This is a genomic window from Blautia wexlerae, from assembly GCF_013300825.1.
Lineage (GTDB): Bacteria > Bacillota > Clostridia > Lachnospirales > Lachnospiraceae > Blautia_A > Blautia_A wexlerae_B.
The window spans coordinates 144,487-169,141 of the sequence record NZ_JAAIMY010000003.1 but is presented as its reverse complement, the minus strand read 5'-3'; the positions used below and the strand labels follow the sequence as shown (position 1 = coordinate 169,141).

Below are 24,655 nucleotides of genomic sequence, written 5' to 3'. Positions count from 1 at the left end.
CGGAAGATACAAAAATAAGAGAGAACAATCCGTCATAAAGATTATCCTCTCTTAGTATGTGGTCAATTATTTTATTTGAGTCTTGTATTTTTTTGTTTCTGTGCCAATTCTTTCATTTCTTTTGCGTTCTCAAGAACCGCAGGTGTGATTTTTGCGCCGCCTAACAGCCTTGCCAGTTCACGGATGGAATCATTTTCCTCAAGTACATGAATCTGGGTGATGGTTTCTGTTCCCTGCAGATGTTTCTCAATTTCGAAATGACTGTCTGCCATAGCTGCAATCTGCGGCAGATGTGTAATACACAATACCTGATGATGCTGTCCGATCACTGCCATCTTCTCAGACACTTTCTGTGCAGTTCTTCCACTGATACCAGTGTCGATCTCATCAAATATCAGAGTTTCAATCTGGTCTCTGTCTGCGAGGATTGCTTTTAATGCAAGCATAATTCGCGATAATTCACCACCGGATACAATCTGTCCCAATGGCTTTTGGCTTTCTCCGGGATTTGTGGAAATCAGATACTGGATATCATCTGTTCCATTGTCTGCATAATTTTTCTTTTTCTGGAAATCAATGGAAAAATCTACATCCAGAAAGTTTAAATCTTTCAGTCCCTGAACAATCTTCCTTTCAAGCTGCTTACTGTATTCTTTGCGGATTTCTGATAATTCATCCGACTTTTTCTCAAGAATATTCTCCAGTTCTTTGAGACTGTCTTTTAATTCCTGTAAATTCTCTTCATATTTGCGTAATTTTTCCAGTTTTTCTTCCTGAAGTTTCCGATAGGCGAGAACATCCTCAATCGTATGTCCGTATTTTGCTTTCAGCCCATTGATCAGATCCAGACGTCTCTCCATCTCATAGAATTCCCCCTCGTCAAAGGTCAGATTCTCCAGATAAGCGGATAATTCTCTGTTAAAATCATTCAGCAGACTATCCACCGAAGTAAGTGTTTCTGCAAGAGATAAGAGTTCCGAATCATATTGTGTGACATGAGAAAATTCTCTGAGTGCCTCTCCAACCGTCTCACCTGCACCTTCTTTGCTTTCATAGCCTGTAAGATTATGTACAAGCTGCAGGGAATCTATAATAAGTTTAGCATTGCTCATTTTTCTGTACTGTGCTTCCAGTTCCTCATCCTCTCCCGGCTTAAGATCTGCTTTTTCAATTTCTTTAATCTCAAATTCCAGAAAAGCAAGCTCACGGTTTCTCTGCTCTTCATCCATATTCATGGAATTTAATTCCGTCTTACATTTACTGTATTCTTTATATGCCTGGGATACTTTTTCTTTTGCAGGAAGAATCTTTTCTTTTCCATATGCATCCAGAATTGCAAGCTGCTTATCCTGATACAGAAGAGACTGATGTTCATGCTGTCCATGGATATCCAAAAGACAGGCTGCGGCTGCCTTCATCTGACCTACAGTGCTTGTCTCTCCGTTTATCTTGTTGATGCTTCTTCCATCCATGATCTTTCTGGACAGAAGTACCTGTCCATCCTCAGGGCAGATATCCAGTTCTTTCAATGCCTCCAGTACTTTCTCATTCTCTACCTGAAAAAGCAGTTCCACAAGTGCATAGGCTGCATTTTCCCTTATCATATTTTTAGAAGTTTTTGCTCCCAGAATCAACTGCATAGATCCCAGAAGGATAGATTTACCTGCTCCTGTCTCACCTGTCAGGATATTCAGTCCGGGACCAAATTCCACTTCTATTTCTTCTATCAGTGCAAGATTCTTTACATGCAGATGAGCTAACATTTATTGCCTCCATAATCAAGTCATTTATAATATCAAAATTCAGAACTGTAACTGCGAAAGTACTGAACAGAGCAGTTACTTTATTCAGAGTGATCACTTATTCAGCCTCACAAAGCTCCTCAGTTTCTCTGCTGCTCCCATTGCCATGTCTGCATTCTTTGCGGCACACATAATCGTATCATCACCCGCAATACATCCCAGTATCTCCGGCCATTTCAGCGCATCCAGCGCTGCTGCCACGCCCATGGCCATTCCTGAAACGGTTTTTATCACAATGATATTCTGTCCCACATCAATAGAAAGCAGAGTATCTTCCAGTACTCTTGTATATTTTTCTCCAAGACTTCCGGATTCATTATTAATAATGGCATAACGGGACTTTCCGTCCTTTCCTGCCACTTTTGTCAGCTTAAGGGCACGGATATCTCTGGAAACAGTCGCCTGCGTTACCTTAAATCCTGCCTCATTAAGTCTGGATGCCAGTTCTTCCTGTGTATCAATGTCATACTGATGAATCAGTTCAATAATTTTCTCATGTCTCGCAACTTTCAACCTATTTCCTCCTGCTGATCAGCTGTCTCTCATCTTCCGGCGTAATACCTCCACAAAGCTTAAATGATTCAGCTTCAGGATTTTCGTCTTTACCTCCGCCTGCCGTATCTTTATACAGTCACCCGTAATCATGGGAATAAATGTATCTCCGTCAAAAGATGCGATTCCCTTTTCGCAGTCACAATGTCTTCCTTTTCCTATCTCCACAGTAATCACATCCTGTGCCGGAAAAATAATACTTCTTGTATTCAACGTATGAGGGGCTATGGGAGTCATGATCGTCATCGCAGCATTGGGTGATACGATAGGACCACCCGCTGACAGACTGTATCCGGTAGATCCGGTAGGAGTGGAAATAATAATCCCATCTGCATTATAAGAATTGAGGTAAACATCATTTACATAATTCTTGAACCGAACCACGCGGAGATGACCATCTCTGCCGATTACAATATCATTCAATGAAATATCCTGTCCTATCAGTTTCCTGCCACGATACACTCTTCCTTCCAACATCATACGTTCTTCTACCTCGTAATCATCTGCCATCAACTGATCCAGCGCACTGTACAGAGATGTCTGATCCACTCCTGCAAGAAACCCCAGATTTCCCAGATTAATTCCAAGAAGCGGTATTTCCTTATGCACCACATCCCTTGCAGCCTGGAGAAGTGTACCGTCTCCTCCCAGGACAATGATACACTGTGTATTATCCGGAATCTTATCAGGATCTGTATAATGATAGGAACCCTCATGTTTTCTCTCTGCCTGCTGTACCTCACAGTTTCTGTGATGTGCTCTCAGATAATCCGCAATTTTACCTGTGATCTCAAGTTTGGGATCCTTATCGCTATTTGTAATAATATAAAACCTGTCCATAGTTTCTTCCCGATCCAGTCTCCTTAATCCAACTGTCCATGAGCCTCTGCCACCACAGCTTCTACGGATACCTGCAGACTGTCAGTAATTTCAGTACCTTCCTGGTGTTTTTTCAGATGAAGAAGATATTCTATATTACCCTCTGGTCCTTTAATCGGTGAAAAAGAGAGATGACAGGGTTCCATGAAAATGCTCATGGCATAATCGCGCACTTTTTCAATCACCTCCTGATGAACAGCAGGATCTCTTACGACACCTTTCTTTCCGACTTTCTCTCTACCCGCCTCAAACTGCGGCTTGATCAGACATACGATCTCACCCTCATCTGTCAGAAGATTTCTTACAGGAAGCAGTACTTTTGTAAGAGAAATAAAAGACACATCAATTGATGAAAAATCTGCCGGTTCTCCCATATTCTCCGGTACCACATAGCGGATATTGGTCTTTTCCATACAAACTACACGCGGATCATTGCGAAGTTTCCAGTCAAGCTGTCCGTATCCTACGTCAATAGAATAAACTTTTACCGCTCCGTTCTGGAGCATACAATCTGTAAAACCGCCGGTAGATGCACCTACATCCATACAGACCTTTCCTTCCAATGTTACATCAAAGTTCTTCATAGCCTTTTCAAGCTTCAACCCGCCACGGCTTACATATGGAAGAGTATTTCCTCTGACCTCAATCTTTACAGTCTCCGGGAACATGGTACCCGCCTTGTCTTCTTTCTGACCATCAACATATACATCACCTGCCATGATGAATGCCTTTGCTTTCTCACGGGATGGCGCAAGGGAACGTTCCATCATAAGCATATCTAAACGTTTCTTCATTGTTCTTTTAATTCCTCACTATCTTCTATTGCCTGTCTGATATCCTCCACACCAAGACCAATCCGATTACGCAGACTGTCCACACTTCCCTGAGGTACAAAACGATCCCAGACTGCTGCTGATAACACCCTTGTTTCCGGATGACAGGCTTCCATATAAGCGGATACATGTTCTCCGTAACCACCACTTTTCACGTTCTCTTCTACTGTCACAAACAAACTGTGATCCTTTGCCAGTCCATCAAGAAGTTCCACATCCAGCGGTTTCACAAATCTGGCATTTACAAACGTAGGATCATAGCCGTCTTCCTTCAGTTCCTTACAGATTTCCACACAGGACGGAATCATGCTTCCCACTCCCAGGACGGCAACTTGTTTTCCTCTGTGAATAACCTCACTTCTGCCGTATTCCACAGGCTTCTGATACTCCTGCATTCCCTGATAGGCACTACCTCTGGGATAACGGATTGCAACTGGTCCGTCAAAGTTTACTGCAAATGTAAGCATCTCTTCCAGTTCTCTGTCATTCTTCGGTGCCAAAACCGTCATATTCGGCATCATAGACAGATAAGACAAATCAAAACAACCCTGATGTGTCTCGCCATCAGCCCCTACCAGTCCTGCTCTGTCAATGGCAAAAATTACATGCAGATTCTGCATACACACATCATGCAAAATCTGATCTACGGCACGCTGCAGAAAAGATGAATAAATCGCAACAACAGGGATCAGACCGCCAAGAGCAAGACCTGCCGCAAAGCTTACCGCATGTTCCTCCGCGATTCCCACATCAAAAAATCTGTCCGGAAATCTTCTGGAAAATTCCACAAGCCCGGTTCCATCCGGCATAGCTGCAGTAATGGCAGTCAGTTTTTTATTCTTCTCGCCAAGAAAAACCAGTGTTCGTGAAAAGACATCTGTATAACCCGGTACTGTTTTCCTCTGAAGTGCCCGGCCTGTTTTAATATCAAAAGGTCCGGTTCCATGAAATCTGTCCGGATGGGCACTTGCAGGCCCGTATCCTTTTCCCTTCTTTGTCAGAACATGAACGACTACCGGTCCCTCTACCCGTTTTGCTTCGTTAAAAAGCTTCATCATCTGACGCATATTATGACCATCAACAGGTCCCAGATATGTCAGCCCCATGTTTTCAAACAACATTCCTGGAATGAAAAGCTGCTTGATACTGCTTTTGGTTTTTCTCATGGTATCCACCAGAGCTGTCCCTACCTTCGGAACCTTCTTCAGTGTCTTTGTCACACCCAGCTTCATTCCTGTATAAGCCTCTGCGGTACGAAGAACACTCAGATACGTAGACATTCCCCCTACATTTCTGGAAATAGACATGTTATTGTCATTTATGATAATAATAAAATTTGTCTTTAGCTCTGCTGCGTTGTTTAATGCCTCATACGCCATTCCTCCGGTAAGGGCACCGTCTCCGATCACAGAAACCACATAATGCTTCTGTCCCAGAATATCCCTGGCACGCACATATCCCAGTCCTGCCGAAATCGAATTAGAACTGTGTCCTGCATCATATGCATCACAGTCACTCTCTTTTCTCTTTGGAAAACCGCTTAATCCGCCCTCCTGCCGGAGATTCTTAAATTCATCTTTTCTTCCGGTAAGAATCTTATGTGTATATGCCTGATGTCCTACATCCCAGATTAGTTTGTCTTCCGGAAAATCCAGCACATTATGAAGAGCCAGCGTCAGCTCCACAACTCCCAGATTCGAGGCGAGATGTCCTCCCGTCTGACTTACTGACCGGATTAAAAAGTCTCTGATCTCCGCTGCCAGAGGCTCGAAATCTTCCAATGGTATCTTATGGATATCATTGGGTTTCTTAATCTTTTCCAGAATCATTTGTATCCTTCCTTTATTTTCTGCGGTTTATTAATTTCTCAATTAACAAATACAGAAATTCATTATTTTTATTCAGGCTTTTCAACAGATCGATTGCCTTCTTCGAAAGTTCTTCCACCTGTGCAGAAGCCTTCTCTGTTCCAAAAAGAGTCACATAAGTAACCTTATTATTCTTCTCATCACTGTGTATCGGCTTGCCCAGTTCTTCCACTGTACTGGTCACATCCAGGATGTCATCCTGGATCTGGAAAGCCAGTCCGATATTTTCTGCAGCTTCCTCTACTACAGATACTTCCTGTTCATCTGCCCCTGCAAGGATCGCACCTGTCATCATAGCTGCTTCAATCAGCGCTGATGTCTTGTTCTTGTAAATATAGTCAAGTATCTCTTTCTCAAGAGGCTTTCCGTCATTTTCCACATCAACGCTCTGCCCGCCAAGCATTCCATAAATACCTGTTTTCTCTGAGATTACTCTCAACGCCCGGATTACCCGGTCCGGTTCTTCTGTCAGGGAAAATGCCTGAAACATGGTTTCATATGCATAATTAAGCAGCGCAACACCACTTAACACTCCCATGGCTTCCCCGTACACTTTATGCGTGGTCAGTCTGCCACGCCTGTAATCATCATTATCCAGTGCAGGAAGATCATCGTGGATCAGAGAATGAGTATGGATCATCTCTATTCCTGCCATAAATGGTTTTACAGTTTCTTCTTTACCACCAAATAAACCGTATGTCTCACTGATCAGCATAGGCCGCAGACGCTTACCGCCTGCCAGCATACTATAATTCATAGCCTGGGCCATTGTTCTGGCAAATCCTTCTTCTGCCGGCAGATAACTTCTGATCGTCTTCTCTGTTTCTTCCGTTCTCTTTGTTAATTCATCTTGAAAATTCACTAAACGTACCATCCTCATTAAGCTGCAGCATTTTTTTCTCCACTGTATCCAGCTTCCCGCTGCAGAGTTTCAAAAGTTCCATGCCCTGTCTGTACAGTCTGAAAGAATCCTCCAGCGATGTGTCCCTGTCTTCCAGTTTTTCAGCTAGCAAATCCAGTTCTGCAAACATCTCTTCCAGAGGCTTCTCCTCCTGTAACTGCTTACTGTTTTCTTTCTTCGCCATAGATTCTCTCCTCTTTCACCGTACCTGTAACATTTGCTTCTATCGTACCATCTGTCACAGCTATATAAATGGTATCCCCATTTTGTACCTGTTCTACACTTGTCAGTGTCTTTTTGTTTTTATCTGACACATAAGAGTATCCCTGATTCAGTTTCTTTAAGGGTGAAAGACCTGCAAAACGTTCCAGATAAACAGACAATCTGTATTTCTCATCCTGAAGTTTCCTGTTCATTCCATTCTGCATGGCATTCTCCATATCTGCCAGACGCTGTCTCTGTTCCCGCAGCCTGTTCTCCGGGCTCAGATAGACGAATTTTGTCTGAAAATGCTCCAGTCTGCTGTGGTACAGATCTGCCTTGCCGCTCATCGCACGATATATACGCTGCCTGTAAATACTCAGTGCCTCAACCACACTTCTGTAATCATCTACTGCAAGCTCTGCAGCAGCAGAAGGAGTGGGTGCACGCAGATCAGCAGCGAAGTCAGCAATTGTAAAATCCGTTTCATGACCTACTGCGGAAATAATGGGAGTACGACACTCAAAAATAGCCCTGGCAACGATTTCCTCATTAAATGCCCAGAGGTCTTCAATGGAACCTCCGCCTCTTCCCACAATAATCACGTCCACATCTGTTCTGTCAAGCATCCGTATTCCTTTTACAATACTCTCTGCCGCACCTGCCCCCTGAACAAGAGCCGGATATAAAATAATCTGTAAATAGGGATTTCTTCGATAGGAAATATTGCGGATATCCTGAACAGCCGCACCTGTCGGTGCAGTTACCACACCCAGACGTCTGATAAATCTCGGAATGGGCTGCTTGTACTCCTGCGCAAACATTCCCATATCTTCAAGTTCCTGTTTCAGCGCAAGATATCTCTCATACAAAGCACCTGCACCTTCCAGAGTAATTTCCTTTGCATACATCTGATAGCGGCCGTCGCGTTCATATACATCCACGCTCCCGCCAACGATCACCTTATCACCATTTTTCATGGCAAATGCAAGTCCCCGTCGGTGTCCGGCAAACATCACACAATTCAATGTTCCTGTCTCATCTTTCAGGGAAAAATAGATGTGTCCGCTTGTATGGTATTTACAATTGGACACCTCTCCTTTTACATAAATCTTCTGCAGTAAGTAATCCTGGGTAAACATATTTTTGATATAACGGTTTACCTGCCCTACAGAATATGTGTTTTTCATTCTGGTTTCTCTTTGCTTTCACTGTTGGCGATCTTGCCAAGGATACCGTTTACAAAGGAACCGGATGTCTCACCGCCAAAACGTTTGGCAAGCTCCACCGCCTCATTGATAGCCACACCTGTAGGTACATCTTTGTCATATTTCAGTTCATACACTGCCAGACGCAGAGCCGTCAGATCAACGCGGCTCATTCTTTTTGTCTTCCATCCATTGCTTGTCTCATTTAACATTGCATCAATCTCGTCTAATTTTTCAAGCACATGACGGTATTTCCGGCTCATATACTCCTGATCTTTCTCTGAAAGTTCCTCCAGAGTGTCAAAATAGAGTGAAAGCTGTTCACTCATCTCTTCCTCTGAATTAAATTCTGTCATGAACAGTAATTTAAAAATATGTTCTCTCTGCTCTCTTCTTCGCATAATTCCCGCTGTATAAACAGCTTTCCTTTCTATATATCTCTTAAGTACACAAAAAAGGAAAGGGTTACTTTCCTTTTTCGTTCTCCATATCTACACTGGCAATATGAATATTAACATCTGCAACCTCAAGACCTGTCATATTCTCTATGGATGATTTCACTTTCTCCTGAACCTTCTTACTTGTCTCAAGAATGTTCTTACCATATTCGATATTCAGGTTCAGGTCTACTGTCACAACTCCTTCGAGTACAGTAACCTTAACACCTTTGGAAAGATTCTTCATTCCAAGTTTACTTACCAGCTCATTTGTGATATTTCCTGCCATAGAAGCAACCCCGGCTACTTCTGTAGCAGCAAGTCCGGCAATGATAGCGACCACTTCATCTGCAATCTGAACCTCACCAATGCCGCCTAAATCCTGTATTTTATATGTTGTTCTTTTCTCTGCCATCTGAAAACCTCCTGAGGGATTCTTTAATCTTTGTCCATTATACCAAATCGACAGATAAATGAAAAGGGTTATTTGCTGAATTCCGTTAATATTAAACCAGGATTTCTGTCTTCTGTCATACCTACGCTCCAGGAATTTACAAAAAGAAGCAGTGGGTTTCCCTTAAGATCAGTAACTTTCTTCATATCAGAGGTTCCAACGATCTTGTCCACTTTTACTTCTTCCTTATTTGCAATCCAGCGGATATGCTCATATGGAAGTGTCTCCAGGCGGATATCTACGTTATATTCATTTTCCAGACGGTATTTCAGGACATCAAACTGCAGAACACCTACAACACCTACGATAATCTCCTCCATACCGGTATTAAACTCCTGAAAAATCTGGATAGCACCTTCCTGTGCGATCTGATTAATACCTTTGACAAACTGTTTTCTCTTCATAGTATCAATCTGGCGGACTCTTGCAAAATGTTCCGGTGCAAATGTAGGAATACCTTCAAATGCAAACTTTTTGCCAGGTGCACAGATTGTGTCTCCGATGGAAAAGATACCCGGATCAAAGACACCAATGATATCTCCTGCATATGCTTCCTCTACTACATGGCGGGATTCAGCCATCATCTGCTGCGGCTGAAGCAGACGCATTTTTTTATCGCCCTGCACATGATATACTTCCTGGGAAGCGTCAAATTTACCGGAACAGATTCTCATAAATGCGATCCTGTCTCTGTGTGCCTTGTTCATGTTTGCCTGGATTTTAAATACAAATGCTGAGAAATCATCATCCATAGGATCAATTTCCCCAATATCAGACTCTCTCGGAAGCGGTGAAGTTGTCATCTTCAGGAAATGTTCCAGAAATGTTTCCACACCAAAGTTTGTCAGTGCAGAACCGAAAAATACAGGTGTCAGCTTACCTTTGCTTACCAGTTCCTGGTCAAAATCTGCACTTGCTCCGTCCAGAAGCTCAATCTCATCAAGAAGCTGTGCTTTCTGCTCCGGATCCATAATCTCATCTGCACGGCTGTCACTTAACGGGATTTCTTCGATCACACCTTCTTTGGTACCTTTCTGTGTGTCAGAGAAAGTAAGGATCTTCTCTGTATTACGGTCATAAACACCGCGGAATTTCTTGCCGGAACCGATTGGCCAGTTAATCGGACAGGTTGCGATACCAAGTTCTTTCTCGATCTCATCAAGGAGATCAAATGTATCGTTTGCATCGCGGTCCATCTTATTGATAAATGTAAAAATCGGGATATGGCGCATCACGCAGACCTTAAAAAGTTTTCTGGTCTGTGCCTCTACACCCTTGGAACCGTCGATTACCATAACTGCGGAATCCGCTGCCATCAATGTACGGTAAGTATCCTCTGAGAAATCCTGATGTCCCGGTGTATCCAGAATATTAATGCAGTAACCATCATAATGAAACTGCAGAACAGAGGAAGTAACGGAAATACCTCTCTCTTTCTCGATTTCCATCCAATCTGATACTGCATGGCGGGCTGTTGCCTTACCTTTGACACTTCCGGCAAGATTGATTGCTCCGCCATACAGCAGGAATTTCTCAGTCAGTGTAGTTTTACCTGCATCCGGATGGGAAATAATGGCAAATGTTCTTCTTTTTTCTATTTCATTCGTATACTTAGACACGTTTAGCCTCCTGTTGCGATTTCTTATAATTGTTTGCATAAAACACCGACAGCAGCCGGTATCAGTTACGTTTTCTATTTTTTTACAGCATTCCTATTCTAGTATATGCACCTCTTTTCTGTCAAGATATATGTTCGCATATTCATATCAAAATGTCAGTCGTAAATATCAGTTGTATCAATCGTAGTATCCTCATATGGCTGCGCAGATGTCTCACTGTCTTCCTCATCAGAAACATTCGCTGCTGTTTCATCTGTCTGTGCTGTGGCCTCTGCATCTTCACTCTCCTTCAACGGAGTGATCACAATATTCTCTGCCGCAATTCCTGTTTTTCTCTTTACAATATCTTCAATCTGTGCCCGCTGTGCATCAGAAAGCTCTGTTTGCGGAATCACAACATCTGCAGTTTCGCCTGTAAGATTTACGACCACATCCTTAAAGCCCTTCGCCTCCAGCAAAAGCTCTGCTGCCGCTTCCTTTTCTGAGAGATCTGTCATAGAAACCATCGTATGTATTGCTTCCTGCTTCTCTTCATCATCAATCTCTTCATTGTTGATAATATCCTGCAGATCTGCCTTATTCTGAGAACGCACCTGTTCTCTGCTGATCTTTGCCTGTGCAGCAAATCCTGTAGCCCCTGTAAACACAGCTTCCCCGGGAGTATCTGTTTCCTGACTGTCTGTAAAACTGTTATCAGTCAGACCTCCATCTGTCTGATTTTCATCCAGAAGAGCCGTTTCATCTGTAATATCGTACCCCGCATCTTCAAGGATACTGCTGCTGTCCGTACTCGCCTCCTTATCCCTGAATCCAAGATCTACATCCGCAAAGTTCAGATATCCTGCTACTGCAATAAGAATTGCCAGTGATGTAATGATGACCTGATTTTTTCCAATGACTTTTTTCACATTACTCTCCTCATTTCATTTTCATTATTCTAATTCTATGAGCATCTACCTGAAATAATGCCATGACCGCTTCCTGAATATTTTGGACCACTACAGGATCTCCTCCGCCCTCCGCAGAAATCAGAATGCCTGTCACCTGTATGGTTTCTGAATTATAGAAACTCTGTCGGTCTTTCTTCTCATCTGTCATAAGAATAACCTGTACCTTTCCCACTCCTTCTGTGTTTTCAAGAAGTGCTTCTAGCTTTTCCTCCAGAACACTCTTCTGCATATCTGCTGTCTGTCCTTCTGACAGATTTTTCTTTTGCTGCTTACTGGATACAGGCATCGCCGCCACCGCCAGAAGTACTCCGATGAGCAACAGGATTCCCCACTTTGCAGGATTCATTTCGGACAGTCTGGATACAAATTCTGTTTTCTTTAAGTCCCCACTCTTCCACCAGCGCATCTTTAAGCTCCTTTCTCTCCTTCTGAGAAATCTCTGTCTTCAATGTGAGCTTTACCTGTGTCTCCTCTCCTTCTATGTTTACTTTTATCTTATATATTTCTATGCCTCTTTTTTCCAGAGTTTCCCGGATTTTCTGTTCCAGTTCCAGTTCGCAGCCTTTTTCCAGATAAACTTTCTGAAGGTTCTGAAATTCCCGGAGTTCTTTCTCTTTATTTTCTTCTGAAAAATTATTTAAAAAACTCTCTGTCAGTTCCGGACCTTTTCCAAGAATGGAAAACATTGGGGTACTCATCATAAAAATCAGCAGCAGTCCCATAAAAAAACGCACATATTTCTCATATTGCCGGTCAGGTATCAGATTCAAAACTGCCGTAAAAAAAATATAAAATACTGCCAGATTTCGAATCCATAAATACAGTTCTTCTTTCATCTTTTTGTCTGCTCCTTCCGGCGATCAGCCTGTCAGTCTATCAGGCTACAGAAACTACAACGATCAGAAATGTCAGCATACATAGTATTTCTGCTGTCAGCAAAATCTTCAAAAGCATTGCACATCCCTCCCCCATTGTACTCAGCGCGCCCACAACTCTTTTGTCAGAAATCGGCTGTGCGATTGCAGCCAGAAAGCGATAAATCAGAGAAAGACTTCCATAATGAATTATCGGTCCTGCCCCAATCATCAAAAGAAGAATCACGATCACTGCTCCAAAACTGTTTCTCACCATCACCGCACTGGTCAGCACCAGTTCTGTCACAGCAGTCACTGCATTTCCAATACCCGGAATCGCACCTGCCGCCTTTCCCACAGCAGAACGTTTCATGGCATCCATTACCGGGCTTACCATATTCCGCACGATCTGCAACCCCACAACAGTTCCCAGAAGAGTTTTCAATCCCCAGTTCACAGCTACATCCAGAAGTTCTGCCATTTTTGTAAGCATCTCTTCTTTTGACAGATGATTGACCATTTTCAACAGTACACTCAGGTTTATAACAGGCAGAAAAAGATTTGCCAGAAGCCACTGAACCATCCAGACCATCAACAGAACTCCTTCATAAAACACTGTAGCCGTTGATGCTCCTGTTGATGCAGCCACTGTCATAAAATAGGCAGGAGACAACACTTTCATAAAATCTATCAGTCCCAAAAGCCAGTTTGTAAGCGTACTCCCCAGTTTAGAGAAGTTCTCCATAAGCATCATAAACAGAGCCAGATAGACGATATAAAAACTGATATTGCCGACTTGCCCGTTTCCGAAAACATCGGCAAACTCTGCCAGTACTGCTGCAATAAAAATCACAAGTAAAAGTTTCAGTATCAATCCTTTTTCATTCTCCATATCCGAAAAAAAGAGACTGTACAAAAAGTTCTGTACGGTCTCTTTTGAAACAGGTTCTTCCCCGTTTATTATATTCATCAGTGCTTCCCTGACAGAAAAGGAATGGTCGTCCATAATCTCATCCAGCATCTTCTGCACATCATCAATCTGTATCTCATCCAGCAGATCCTCCTGCAGGATCTGTATGGAAGGATCCTCCTGCTGTTCCGTCTGTGCGGCCGCATATACAGATACTGTATGATTCTGAAAAATTGTAAAATATGATACTCTTCCTGCCAGAAACATAAATATCAGTATACACCAGAATCCTTTCCGCAAATCTGTCTGTTCTTTGGAATATGCTCTCAGAACTGCATATCGTCGTCTCATTTTCGTCTCATATTTCATACTTTTCCCGGCACTTTGTCTCATATCATAAACTCCGAAATCGTATCCAGAATCGCCAGCAGTACCGGCATACTCAAAACCATCACTGAAAGTTTGCAGAACAGGTCAATCTGCGTCCCTATCGTCTGATATCCGGCATCTTTGCAGATTGCAGATGAAAACTGTCCAATATATGTAATCCCGATAATTTTAACCAGAACTGTAAGATAACTGCTGTCTATCGGAAAACTCTCTTTCAACCTGTTCATCGTCTCAAATAAATATGAAACCTTTCCTGCTGCAAGCCCAAGGATCAGAAAACCTGTCATCATAGTTACAAGTGCCGCAAACTCCGGTCTGGTTTCTTTCAGAATAAAACCCAGCATCATTCCGCAGATACCCATGATCGAAACTTTTACAATATCCATGCCCATCCAACCTCTCTGATCTGTTATCTGTCAAAAATCACAGCACAAACAACTGCTGGATACTTTCGAACAATTCATAAATATAGGGTACGATCCAGAACAGCACCATTAAAAGTCCCGCCAGACTTACCAGAAATGCCTGTTCATCCCTTCCACTGTGCTTCAGGATCTGGCAGAGAACAGAAACCAGAATCCCTACTGCAGCGATTTTAAAAATAAGGCTTACCTCCACAGTCTCTCCTTTCCGGCTTCTGCCTGAAGATTACAAATACGGGAATTGCAGAAACTGCCTGAATCAGGCAATTCATGATATCTATAAAAACAGTACAGCCACAAATATCCCTCCCAGTATCCCCATACTACGGTACAACTTCCTCTTTTCACAGAAATCTTTTTCAAATTCTCTGATTGCGTATTCTGTCTCTTTCTCCAGCCGGTCCAGTTGTTTCATCTGCATATCCAGACCAAGATAGCCAAGCTGATCTCCCAGTGAATAAAACCTGTTCCTATCTTCCTGTGAAAGGCAGCTCAGATCCAGACACCTTCCGGCACATTCTCTGAATATCGTGCTAAAAGAAGCACCTGTTTTTTTCTTCATTTCCTGTGCCGTAAGTATAAAAAATTCTCTGTACCTCCCTTCCAGTTTCCCGGAAGCACCCGTAAAGGCATCGTACAGAGATTTATTTCCATAACGTATTTCTCCTCGTAAGAGGCTGATCATCTGTAAAATCATTTCCAGCATCTTTTTGCGTCTGCCAAGTTCATTACTCATGGCGAAACCACAACCGATACCGGAAATTACAATCACACACAATCCTACTGTTCTAAGCATACTTTTCCATTTTCATCTAATACAGCTTTCAGACATCCCGCCTGATCATTTTTGTCCAGGATAATATAACGTTCAAATACTTTCTCACCCATAAGCTTATAAAAGAATGGCTGATCCAGAACATCCTCCAGACAGCTTCCATGTGCAGTCGCGATCAGCTTACATCCACAATGGATCACTGAGTCAACTGCCTTGAAATCCTCTTCACAGCCTAACTCGTCCACTGCCACCACATCCGGCGACATGGATCGTACCAGCATCTGCATACCTTCTGATTTCGGACAACAGTCCAGCACATCTGTACGCATTCCCAGGTCATTCTGAGGAATCCCCTGATAACAGCCGGCCAGCTCACTTCTCTCATCCACCACACCTATTGTCAGACCCTGGGTATTTGCCCATCCATTACTGAGCTGCCTGATAATATCTCTGAGCAGCGTAGTCTTTCCACACCTTGGCGGTGAAATGATCAATGTATTTGCAATCCATTTCTCTGTACGGATATAAGGCATCACCTTATCCGCACATCCCTGAATCTCATGTGCAAGGCGGACATTAATGCAGGAAATATATTTCATTCCCATGATTTTGCCCCGGTCCAGCACTACCTTTCCGGTCACACCTACTCTGTGACCGCCCTGAACACTGATAAATCCCTGTCTGATCTCATCTTCATAAGCATACAGGGAATATCCTGTGACATATTCCAGTGTTTCTTTCAGGTCTTCCGTTGTCACCAGATACTGTTCCTGACCTGGTTTTCGCAGAAAACATTCTCCTCCGTCATAGGTTAAAAACAGCGGACGCCCTACACGGAGACGTATCTCATACAATTTATCATAATCCAGCTTCGCATCCATTAAAAGATTCCGGATATTTCCGGCAAACAGGTTTTCAATCTGCTGCGCTTCTATGTGTCTCACCTCTTTACACTTAATATATGTGGACAAACCGATTTTAGTACTCTTCCTGATAAGACTCTTCCATTTTTGTAAGATTCAGTTTCAGCACCCGGTCCACCACATTTCCGGCGTACCCTCTGTACGCATAGGCTCCCGATTCAAAAAGCACGTAAAGCTCATCTCCGTCTGCTACGATTTGCTCGATCATCTCAGGCATCCTGTATGATCTTGCGGAATTTTCATTTACATACAGGCGTTTATCTGACTGTTCATAAAAAACAATCCTTGACGGAAGTATCCCAAATGAATGAGAAAGCAACAACTTATCATTATAAAAAGTCATTCCCTGTGCCTGCTCAGATATTGTAGAATAATCCAGCGGAACTGCCATTTCAAATATCATGCCAAGTTCCTCGTCAAAAGTATTTACCAGATTTCCCTGATAATCCACCGCATATCTCGCAATCGTACTCTCTGTATATTTATTAAAACATCCCACATACAGACATCCCTGATAAAAGGTCATAAACGAATCCCTCACGATTCCGTAAAGACTGCAGGTCTGGTTTACCTGCACAGGCATATGATTATCTGCATAATTGTAATCCCGTAGTACATCCATCTTAATGCTGATCGCCTGAGCGATCCCATTGGTGTTTGAAGAATACCATAGCATATCATGTTCGGAATCATAAGCAAGTCCGCCAACGTGAGGCAGACCAGGCAGGACTACCTCTTTGATAAATCTGTGGGTTTCTTTGTTGATCACATAAATGACAGAGTTATGCTTTTCCGTATGACAATAGGCACTTACAAGTACATACTCATCGGTCACCGCAAGTCCCTGAGGTGTCATAGATGTACATACTGCCTGTTTTGTACCCTGTGCATTCAGAAATGTTCTTGTATATCTCAGTCCCGGAATAATATAAGTTCCGTACTCTTTTTCTTTCTTTCTGCCTTCAAAAGCAAAAGCATTTAGTTCCTCCTGCTGTGACAGCATCTGAATCTGTCCACGCAGAGAATATACTGCCGCATCCTGGTTGGTTACCAGATATTTTGCAGGAGGTTCCGTCTTGCCTCTGTATACAAAAGCATATCCCCAGAAAGCCAGCCCAAGTGCCAGTACCACCACCAGAACTTTCACTGCCAGTCTTCGGATTTCTTTCTTTGTTTGTCTGTTCATGTCTTACTCAAGTATGATGTCTTCATATTTCCATCTGATTTCCATGGGATTCATTGCCCATACGGCTCCACTGTAGCCTTCTTCCATATCAAGCAGCATACAACTGCCTTCATCCATGGATATGGTTCTCATATCTCTGGAAAGACCTTCACCGGTCCATTTGATATAAGCTTCTCTCAATACCCACTGTTCAAAAAATTTCTCTTCCGCATTCACATCTGAAAGAATTTCGTCATACTGTTCCCGGGGCACCATGCGTCTGAGCATTCTTTCGTAATTAACTCTGCAATGAACCTGCACATCAATCCCTACCTCCTGATCAGCCAGAATACATACCACATATTTTCCGGAATGACTGATATTATAATGAAGGGAAGGACGATAGGAAAGGAATGGCTTTCCATGTTCTCCCTCTGCTCGGGGTTCATTGTACAGATTGATTCCATATTCTTTTTTCAGTGCGGTTTCCAGAAGTTTCTCTGCGATCATATGCTCCATATGTGCGCCTTCATATTCTTCCTGTATTGTTGTACAGTAAATAATTCCTTTATTCATAGGCCTGTCTCCTCAAGGAACCGGGAAGGCTCCCGTTCCTTCTCATACTGGCGTTTCACATAGGCAAGCACCAGCTTCTTTTTCGCTCTGGTCATTCCTACATAAAACAATCTTCGTTCTTCTTCCACTGCTTCTGCCAGAACTGCCTTACGGTATGGGATACTTCCTTCGTTAACATTCAGGATATAGACAATATCATATTCCAGACCTTTCACTGCATGGAGTGTGGATATTGTCACTCCTTCTTTTTTATCCTGCTGTTTCTTTGCCTGCTCATTCAGACGTTTCGTGTATTCCACTATGTATGCCTGCCACTGCGCAAGAGATCTCATCCCCTTCGCACTCTCATGGATCCGGTCCAGAGTCTCAAGCAGTTCCTCTGGTTTTATTTTACGATACTGTGCATATTCACGCAAGTATTCTTCGAATCCCATTCCTTTTCTGATGAAATTAATAGCAGCAAAGGGAGAAAGTGTACCAAGTATCTTCAGATGCGTCTCCAGTGTGGTAATTCTGTCACACATCCAGTCTTTATCTTTATAATGTTCCCGCAGCTGAACAAAATTAATCTGTGAATTCTTCAATGCCTCCCGGGAGACATAACGGTTAGGCCTGTTCATTATCTCCAGAAAATTTTTCCGGCTCCTGTCTCCGGCAGCCATCTCAAGATATGCCAGAATACTCCGGCATATCCAGTGCCGGAAAAGATTAGGAAGCTGTTCTTTCATAGTAAAAGGAACCTGATACTCCATCAGCGCATTGATCAGTCCCTCCGCCTCCTGATTAGTCCGAAGCAGGATCGCCGTATTTTCAATCTGCTCTCCACGTTCCAGTCTTTTCTTCAGAGCTGCCACTACACACATATATTCTTCTCTTGGATTGTCAAATTCTTTGCATGTTACCGGCATCCCTTCTTCATTGGGAGTGGACAGCTGTTTCTTAAAACGTCTGGTATTGCAGCTGATCACTTCCATGGCTGTATGCAGGATATTTTTACTGCAACGGTAATTAATATTCAGAAGGACACTCTCCGCCTTCGGATAATCCTTTGTAAAATTTAACATAATATCCGGTCTTGCACCGCGAAAATGATAGATGGATTGATCATCATCTCCCACAATAAACAGATTATCAGCAGGAGCCGCCAGCATTCTGAGAATCTTATATTGTAAACTGTTGATATCCTGAAACTCATCCACCAGAATATAGGTAAATTTTCTTCTCCAGGCATTTAGGATATCTTCTCTCTGGGAAAAAAGCTCATAACAACACAGGATCATATCATCAAAATCCAGCTTTCGCTTTGCTTTCAATGCCTGCTTATATCCCTGAAAAATATCTCTGAATATCCCATCCGAACAACAGGATGCATAATAATGCTCCGGTGAAATACAATTCCCCTTTACAACACTGATCTCTTTGGCTATTTCTTCAAGAAAATCCCCTTCCTGAGCCATTTCCTGTCCATATTTTTCGGTCATTTCTCTGAGAATGCCATACTTTTCTTCTTCTGAAAGAATATTAGCTGCACTGAGATGATAGGCTGCTTTGAGAATCCCATAAAAAATTCCGTGGAATGTTCCAAAAGTAACTTCACTTCTGTCCTGTCCCACGAATTTTAAAAATCGTTCTTTCATCTCTGTTGCCGCTGCTCTGGAAAAAGTTACAACCAAAATAGAAGAAGCCGGTATCTTCCCCTCATTGATCATGTATGCAGTTCTCTCCACAATAACGGAAGTTTTCCCCGAGCCGGGGCCTGCCAGGACCATCATAGGTCCTGACAGGTGAGTGATTGCCCGAAGTTGAGATGGATTTCTCTTCATATTTATTTACTTAATTTCTCAATAGCTGCCTTTACTCGTTTGATTGTCTCGTCTTTACCAATGATCTCCATGATCTCAGTAGCACCGGCCGGTGTCATCTGCTTGCCGGAAACAGCAGTACGCAGAGGCCACATTACATATCCGTTCTTATAACCATGCTCTTTTACAAATGCACTTAATGTTTCAAATAACGGATCATTTGTATAATCTTCCTGTTCTTCCAGAACCGGAAGTACTTCTTTTAATACTGCAAGAGAAGTCTCTTCATTTGTTTTCATTTTTTTATGACAGTACATAGCGGAATCATATTCCGGTACTTTCTCAAAGAAGTCAATCAGAGCCGGGATGTCAGGGAATGTTTCGATTCTGGTCTGTACCATTCCTGCAATCTTCTTGAAGTTGTAATCTTTCTTCAGAACTTCTTTCATATATGGAAGTGCTCTCTCATAGAATTTATCCGCATCCATTTTCTTGATATACTCACCGTTCATCCAACGAAGTTTCGCAATATCAAATACTGCCGGAGATTTGTTGATATGATGATAATCAAATGCCTGTACCAGTTCATCCAGTGTAAAGATCTCTCTGTTGTCAGCAGGACTCCATCCAAGAAGTGCCACATAGTTGATGATTGCTTCTGAAACAAATCCCTGATCAAGCAGGTCTTCATAGGAAGAATGTCCACAACGCTTGGAAAGCTTCTGGTGTGTCTCATCTGTGATCAGCGGACAATGTACATAAACCGGGATATCCCATCCGAAAGCTTCGTAGATACGGTTGTATTTCGGAGCTGAGGAAAGATACTCGTTACCTCTTACTACGTGTGTGATCTCCATTAAATGGTCATCGATTACGTTTGCAAAGTTATAAGTTGGATATCCGTCAGATTTAATCAGGATCAGATCTTCCAGTTCCTCATTGTTTACTGTGATATCTCCATAGATTACATCATGGAATGTTGTAGTTCCCTCTGTTGGCATATTGAAACGGATTACGTGTGGTTCTCCTGCATCAAGACGACGCTGTACTTCTTCTTTGGAAAGTTTAAGGCAGCGTTTGTCATAAATGGAAATCTCTTTTCCTGCCACAACACGTTTCATACCTTCCAGTTCTTCCTTCTTACAGAAACAGTAGTATGCATCACCCTGTTCTACTAACTGCTGTGCATATTTCAGATAGATTCCCTGTGCCTGACGCTCACTCTGAACATACGGTCCAAAGCCTTTGTCCTTGTCCGGGCCTTCGTCATGGAAAAGTCCTGTTTTTGCAAGTGTACGGTAGATGATATCTACAGCACCTTCTACGTAACGTTCCTGGTCTGTATCTTCAATACGGAGGATGAAATCTCCGCCTTCATGTTTTGTAATAAGGTATGCATATAATGCTGTTCTTAAATTTCCAACATGCATTCTGCCTGTAGGGCTTGGTGCAAATCTTGTTCTGATCTTGGTCATAACTTTTTTCACTCCTGAATTTTTAATATATTCAAAATCTGTAAAAAAAGACCCTGCTTAAAAGCAGCGCCTTTCTACTTTCGGGTTTATTATACGTCAGAGGCTTTCTTATTTCAAGTCGGGATATTGGAAATTTTAAAGTTTTTCGGAAAGGGACGCATGACAACTTGCAAAAAAACAGCGCAGAAAAATATTTTATTTGGTGTGCATTTGCAGGGGTCTTAGATATTCTTAGTTCTCAGAAATCTGCGTTATGAGCCGGCTGCATCACTGTCTGAGCGAAGTTTGCAACGGAGCGAGTTTGACAAGACGGCTCATGCCTTTAGCAGATTTCTGAGAGCTTAGAATATCTTAGACCCCGAAACCGCACTCCAAATAAAATATTTTTCTGCGCGTCCCTTTTGCCATTCACACGCTACATCTTACGAAACCTCTCATACCGTTCCTGTGCAATCTGCAGTCCACTTTTACCACTCTGTTTCTCCAGAAACTGCTTCATTCTGATCTTCATATACTCTGCAATTTCCTGCAAATTCTCCTCACTTGCAGGATATTCCTCCGGTATGATCCGTTCAATGATTCCAAGCTCTTTCAGATGAGCCGCTGTTACTTTCATGACCTCCGCAGCTTCCGGTGCCTTCCTGCTGTCTTTCCAGAGAATGGATGCAAAACCTTCCGGTGAAAGGATGGTATAGGTTGCGTTTTCCATCATCCAGACTTCATTGCCAACTGCCAGTGCAAGTGCACCGCCACTTCCGCCTTCACCAATTACAACAGAAAGAACCGGCACCTTCAGATCGGACATCTCCAGGAGATTCCTTGCAATGGCTTCGCCCTGTCCCCGTTCTTCTGCTTCCAGTCCACAGAATGCCCCCGGGGTGTCTACAAATGCAATGACTGCACGTCCGAATTTCTCTGCCTGTTTCATCAGTCGAAGAGCTTTTTTGTACCCTTCCGGTGATGGCATTCCGAAGTTACATTTGATGTTTTCTTTTGTAGTATGCCCTTTACGGATTCCGATTACTGTAACGGGCTGTCCGTCCAGTGTAGCAATGCCGCCGATGATGGCATTGTCGTCTCTGACACCTCTGTCACCATGAAATTCCATGAAATCATCAAAAATGGCATCAATATATTCCGCTGCTGACGGGCGGTCGCTGCTTCTGGCAATCTGGACTCTGTCCCAGGCTGTAAGATTTTTTTGTTTCTTCTGCTTTTTCTTTTTACCAAAAGTATCAAATGCCCTTGCTGCTGTTTCCTGAGGAAATTCTCCGTAACATTTTCTGGTATCATGCAGTTTCAGGATCAGCGAAAGAACATCCCGCATAGAGCCTCGTTCAACAATTCCGTCGAGAAATCCATGTTCCAGAAGAAATTCCGGTCTCTGGAAGCCCTCCGGCAGTTTCTGACCTATGGTCTGTTCAATGACTCTCGGACCGGCAAATCCGATCAGTGAGCCTGGTTCTGCAAGGATAATATCTCCAAGCATGGCAAAGCTTGCTGTAACGCCACCGGTAGTCGGGTCTGTCAGCACAGATGTGTAGAGAATCCCTGCCTGGGAGTGACGTTTAATGGCTGCGGAGGTTTTTGCCATCTGCATCAGTGATACGATTCCTTCCTGCATTCTGGCACCGCCGGAGCAACAGAACAGAATGACCGGAAGTCCCTGTTTTGTTGCTTCTTCAAATGAGCGGGTGATCTTTTCTCCCACCACATATCCCATGGAAGCCATGAGAAATCTGGTATCCATGGCTCCGATCACTGTACGGATTCCTCCGATGGTGGCTTCTCCGATGAGAATTGCCTCATCAAGGTGTGTTTTTTCTTTCAGATTCTCGATTTTCTGCGGATAGTCCGGATAGTCCAGGGGATTGCTGTTGTCAATTCCTGTGAACCACTCTTTAAAACTTCCTTTATCTGCGATCATTTTGATGCGGCGTTTTGCGCTGATTCTGAAATATCCTCCGCATTTCGGGCACACATAGGCGTTGGATATTACGTCTTCTCTGTAAACCATTTCTCCGCACTTGGGACATTTAATCCATAAACCCTCAGGTACGGAAACAGATGCGGCCTGTTTATGCCGGTCTTCTGAAACTGTTTTCTTAAAAAATCTCTTTAAGTCTGCCATTAAAATCCTGCTCCTTCATGTAACCCAATTTGATGTTGCTTTCAGACAACAAAATGACGTTAATAACTATTAATCAAACTAATTCTATCAAAATAATTTTATCGATTCGCTTATCAATTACCTTTTAATAAATATGTGATTTCTACTGAACTATAAAATATATTTGCACCAGATCTCCTTTTACAGGTCCGGATAATGCTGTGGAATGAAATCAGTTGTAATGTTTCCCTCCTGAAAATCCGGCTGATTGAGAAGCTCATATAAGAAATCTACGTTGGTCTTTACTCCTTCAATCGCAACTTCTCCAAGTGCACTGATCATCTTTCGAATGGCACTGCGGCGGTCTCTGTCATAGACAATGATCTTGGCAATCATGGAATCATAGTAAGGCGGGATTGCGTAGTCATTATAAACTGCTGTATCCACGCGGATTCCGTTTCCACCGGGAAGATGTAAGTCCGTGATCTTACCCGGGCATGGCATGAAATGTCTCTCAGGATCCTCGGCATTGATTCTGCATTCCATGGCGTGACCGCGGATTTCTATGTCTTTCTGCTGAACGCTTAACGGTTCACCTGCTGCAATGCAGATCTGCTCTTTGATCAAGTCTACACCAGACACAAATTCTGTTACCGGATGTTCTACCTGGATTCTGGTGTTCATTTCCATGAAATAAAATTCTCCGGACTGATCCAGAAGAAATTCTATAGTTCCTGCACTTTCATAACCTGCTGCCTTTGCTGCCCGTACTGCTGTCTCACCCATTTTCTTTCTCAGATCATCAGAGATTGCGATACATGGAGACTCTTCGATCATTTTCTGGTGACGTCTCTGAACAGAGCAGTCTCGTTCTCCCAGATGAACTACATTTCCGTATTTATCCGCAAGAATCTGCACTTCAACATGTCTGGGATTCTCCACAAATCGTTCCAGATACATGGTATTATCGGAGAAGGAATGGACCGACTCCTGCTGTGCTGTCTCAAACAATTTGGCAAATTCCTGTTCATTTCCGGCTACACGCATTCCTTTTCCACCGCCGCCTGCTGATGCTTTGATCATGACCGGAAAACCGATTTCCTTTACAGCTTCCAAAGCCTGCTCTACTGTGTAGACCGGCTCCTTTGTGCCGGGCACTACCGGAACTTTAGCTTTCCGCATGGTGTTTTTCGCCTCAGATTTATTTCCCATTCTGGAAATTACTTCTGCGGAAGGACCAATAAATGCCACATTGCATTTCTCACACATTTCTACAAAACGGCTGTTCTCTGAGAGAAATCCGAATCCCGGGTGGATTGCTTCTGCTTTTGTTGCAATGGTAGCACTTAAGATTCGTTCCATGTTCAGATAGCTATCTGATGACTGCGCCTTTCCGATACATACTGCTTCATCTGCAAGCTGGGTATGCAAGGCATCTCTGTCTGCTTCTGAGTATACGGCTACTGTACGGATTCCCATCTCACGACATGCCCGGATGATCCTCACTGCAATCTCACCACGATTGGCGATCAAAATTTTATCAAACATC

25 protein-coding genes are annotated in these 24,655 nt (G+C 43.0%); all 25 read right to left on the bottom strand.

Features of this window, described 5'->3' with window-relative positions; genetic code table 11:
• Positions 1-71 precede the first annotated feature (71 nt).
• Complete coding sequence (gene recN, locus G4417_RS03115; protein WP_173682599.1) at positions 72-1,763, bottom strand: DNA repair protein RecN; 1,692 nt, start codon at positions 1,761-1,763, stop codon at positions 72-74.
• Positions 1,764-1,856: 93 nt separating this feature from the next.
• Complete coding sequence (argR, locus tag G4417_RS03110) at positions 1,857-2,315, bottom strand: arginine repressor (protein WP_173682598.1); 459 nt, start codon at positions 2,313-2,315, stop codon at positions 1,857-1,859.
• Positions 2,316-2,333: 18 nt separating this feature from the next.
• Positions 2,334-3,194 (bottom strand): NAD(+)/NADH kinase, encoded by an 861-nt coding sequence (locus G4417_RS03105; protein WP_173682597.1) that lies wholly within the window; start codon positions 3,192-3,194, stop codon positions 2,334-2,336.
• Positions 3,195-3,217: 23 nt separating this feature from the next.
• On the bottom strand, positions 3,218-4,027 hold the full coding sequence (locus G4417_RS03100; RefSeq protein ID WP_173682596.1) for a TlyA family RNA methyltransferase: 810 nt from the start codon (positions 4,025-4,027) through the stop codon (positions 3,218-3,220).
• On the bottom strand, positions 4,024-5,895 hold the full coding sequence (dxs, locus tag G4417_RS03095; protein ID WP_173682595.1) for a 1-deoxy-D-xylulose-5-phosphate synthase: 1,872 nt from the start codon (positions 5,893-5,895) through the stop codon (positions 4,024-4,026). Before dxs ends, G4417_RS03100 begins: the two co-directional genes overlap by 4 nt.
• Positions 5,896-5,908: 13 nt before the next feature.
• A complete protein-coding gene (locus G4417_RS03090; protein WP_173682594.1) occupies positions 5,909-6,796 on the bottom strand; it encodes a polyprenyl synthetase family protein in 888 nt (295 codons plus the stop codon).
• Positions 6,780-7,019, bottom strand: coding sequence for an exodeoxyribonuclease VII small subunit (gene xseB / locus G4417_RS03085; RefSeq protein WP_173682593.1), 240 nt, complete (start codon positions 7,017-7,019; stop codon positions 6,780-6,782). Before xseB ends, G4417_RS03090 begins: the two co-directional genes overlap by 17 nt.
• The gene (xseA, locus tag G4417_RS03080) at positions 6,997-8,226 is read right to left on the bottom strand and encodes an exodeoxyribonuclease VII large subunit (protein WP_173682592.1); all 1,230 of its coding nucleotides are present in this window, start codon (positions 8,224-8,226) and stop codon (positions 6,997-6,999) included. Before xseA ends, xseB begins: the two co-directional genes overlap by 23 nt.
• Positions 8,223-8,645, bottom strand: coding sequence for a transcription antitermination factor NusB (gene nusB / locus G4417_RS03075; protein WP_173682591.1), 423 nt, complete (start codon positions 8,643-8,645; stop codon positions 8,223-8,225). The genes xseA and nusB overlap by 4 nt, the downstream gene beginning before the upstream one ends.
• A 64-nt stretch (positions 8,646-8,709) precedes the next feature.
• Complete coding sequence (locus G4417_RS03070) at positions 8,710-9,096, bottom strand: Asp23/Gls24 family envelope stress response protein (protein ID WP_173682590.1); 387 nt, start codon at positions 9,094-9,096, stop codon at positions 8,710-8,712.
• Positions 9,097-9,164: 68 nt separating this feature from the next.
• Positions 9,165-10,754, bottom strand: a complete 1,590-nt coding sequence (locus G4417_RS03065; protein ID WP_173682589.1) for a peptide chain release factor 3 — start codon at positions 10,752-10,754, stop codon at positions 9,165-9,167.
• Between the two features lie 155 nt (positions 10,755-10,909).
• Positions 10,910-11,662 (bottom strand): SpoIIIAH-like family protein, encoded by a 753-nt coding sequence (locus G4417_RS03060; protein ID WP_173682588.1) that lies wholly within the window; start codon positions 11,660-11,662, stop codon positions 10,910-10,912.
• Between the two features lie 10 nt (positions 11,663-11,672).
• On the bottom strand, positions 11,673-12,050 hold the full coding sequence (locus G4417_RS03055; RefSeq protein ID WP_243872054.1) for a hypothetical protein: 378 nt from the start codon (positions 12,048-12,050) through the stop codon (positions 11,673-11,675).
• Positions 11,974-12,540 carry a stage III sporulation protein AF gene (locus G4417_RS03050; protein WP_173682587.1) on the bottom strand — a complete coding sequence of 189 codons (567 nt, stop codon included), beginning with the start codon at positions 12,538-12,540 and terminating at the stop codon, positions 11,974-11,976. Before G4417_RS03050 ends, G4417_RS03055 begins: the two co-directional genes overlap by 77 nt.
• A 40-nt stretch (positions 12,541-12,580) precedes the next feature.
• Positions 12,581-13,819, bottom strand: a complete 1,239-nt coding sequence (locus G4417_RS03045; RefSeq protein ID WP_243268823.1) for a stage III sporulation protein AE — start codon at positions 13,817-13,819, stop codon at positions 12,581-12,583.
• A 38-nt stretch (positions 13,820-13,857) separates the two neighbouring features.
• A complete protein-coding gene (locus tag G4417_RS03040; RefSeq protein WP_173682586.1) occupies positions 13,858-14,244 on the bottom strand; it encodes a SpoIIIAC/SpoIIIAD family protein in 387 nt (128 codons plus the stop codon).
• Positions 14,245-14,281: 37 nt separating this feature from the next.
• Positions 14,282-14,476: a stage III sporulation protein AC gene (gene spoIIIAC / locus G4417_RS03035; RefSeq protein ID WP_008704108.1), complete on the bottom strand. Its 195-nt coding sequence runs from the start codon at positions 14,474-14,476 to the stop codon at positions 14,282-14,284.
• Between the two features lie 81 nt (positions 14,477-14,557).
• On the bottom strand, positions 14,558-15,076 hold the full coding sequence (locus G4417_RS03030) for a stage III sporulation protein AB (RefSeq protein ID WP_173682585.1): 519 nt from the start codon (positions 15,074-15,076) through the stop codon (positions 14,558-14,560).
• Positions 15,061-15,990, bottom strand: a complete 930-nt coding sequence (gene spoIIIAA / locus G4417_RS03025) for a stage III sporulation protein AA (protein ID WP_173682618.1) — start codon at positions 15,988-15,990, stop codon at positions 15,061-15,063. The genes G4417_RS03030 and spoIIIAA overlap by 16 nt, the downstream gene beginning before the upstream one ends.
• A 43-nt stretch (positions 15,991-16,033) precedes the next feature.
• A complete protein-coding gene (locus G4417_RS03020; RefSeq protein ID WP_173682584.1) occupies positions 16,034-17,164 on the bottom strand; it encodes a hypothetical protein in 1,131 nt (376 codons plus the stop codon).
• A 3-nt stretch (positions 17,165-17,167) separates the two neighbouring features.
• Positions 17,168-17,719 carry a 4'-phosphopantetheinyl transferase family protein gene (locus G4417_RS03015; protein ID WP_173682583.1) on the bottom strand — a complete coding sequence of 184 codons (552 nt, stop codon included), beginning with the start codon at positions 17,717-17,719 and terminating at the stop codon, positions 17,168-17,170.
• Positions 17,716-19,542, bottom strand: a complete 1,827-nt coding sequence (locus G4417_RS03010; protein ID WP_173682582.1) for an ATP-dependent helicase — start codon at positions 19,540-19,542, stop codon at positions 17,716-17,718. Before G4417_RS03010 ends, G4417_RS03015 begins: the two co-directional genes overlap by 4 nt.
• Before the next feature lie 2 nt (positions 19,543-19,544).
• Positions 19,545-20,996 (bottom strand): glutamate--tRNA ligase, encoded by a 1,452-nt coding sequence (gltX, locus tag G4417_RS03005; RefSeq protein ID WP_173682581.1) that lies wholly within the window; start codon positions 20,994-20,996, stop codon positions 19,545-19,547.
• 415 nt (positions 20,997-21,411) lie between these two features.
• Positions 21,412-23,127: an acetyl-CoA carboxylase carboxyltransferase subunit alpha gene (locus tag G4417_RS03000; RefSeq protein ID WP_173682580.1), complete on the bottom strand. Its 1,716-nt coding sequence runs from the start codon at positions 23,125-23,127 to the stop codon at positions 21,412-21,414.
• Positions 23,128-23,307: 180 nt separating this feature from the next.
• A complete protein-coding gene (locus G4417_RS02995; RefSeq protein WP_173682579.1) occupies positions 23,308-24,654 on the bottom strand; it encodes an acetyl-CoA carboxylase biotin carboxylase subunit in 1,347 nt (448 codons plus the stop codon).
• Position 24,655 lies beyond the last annotated feature (1 nt).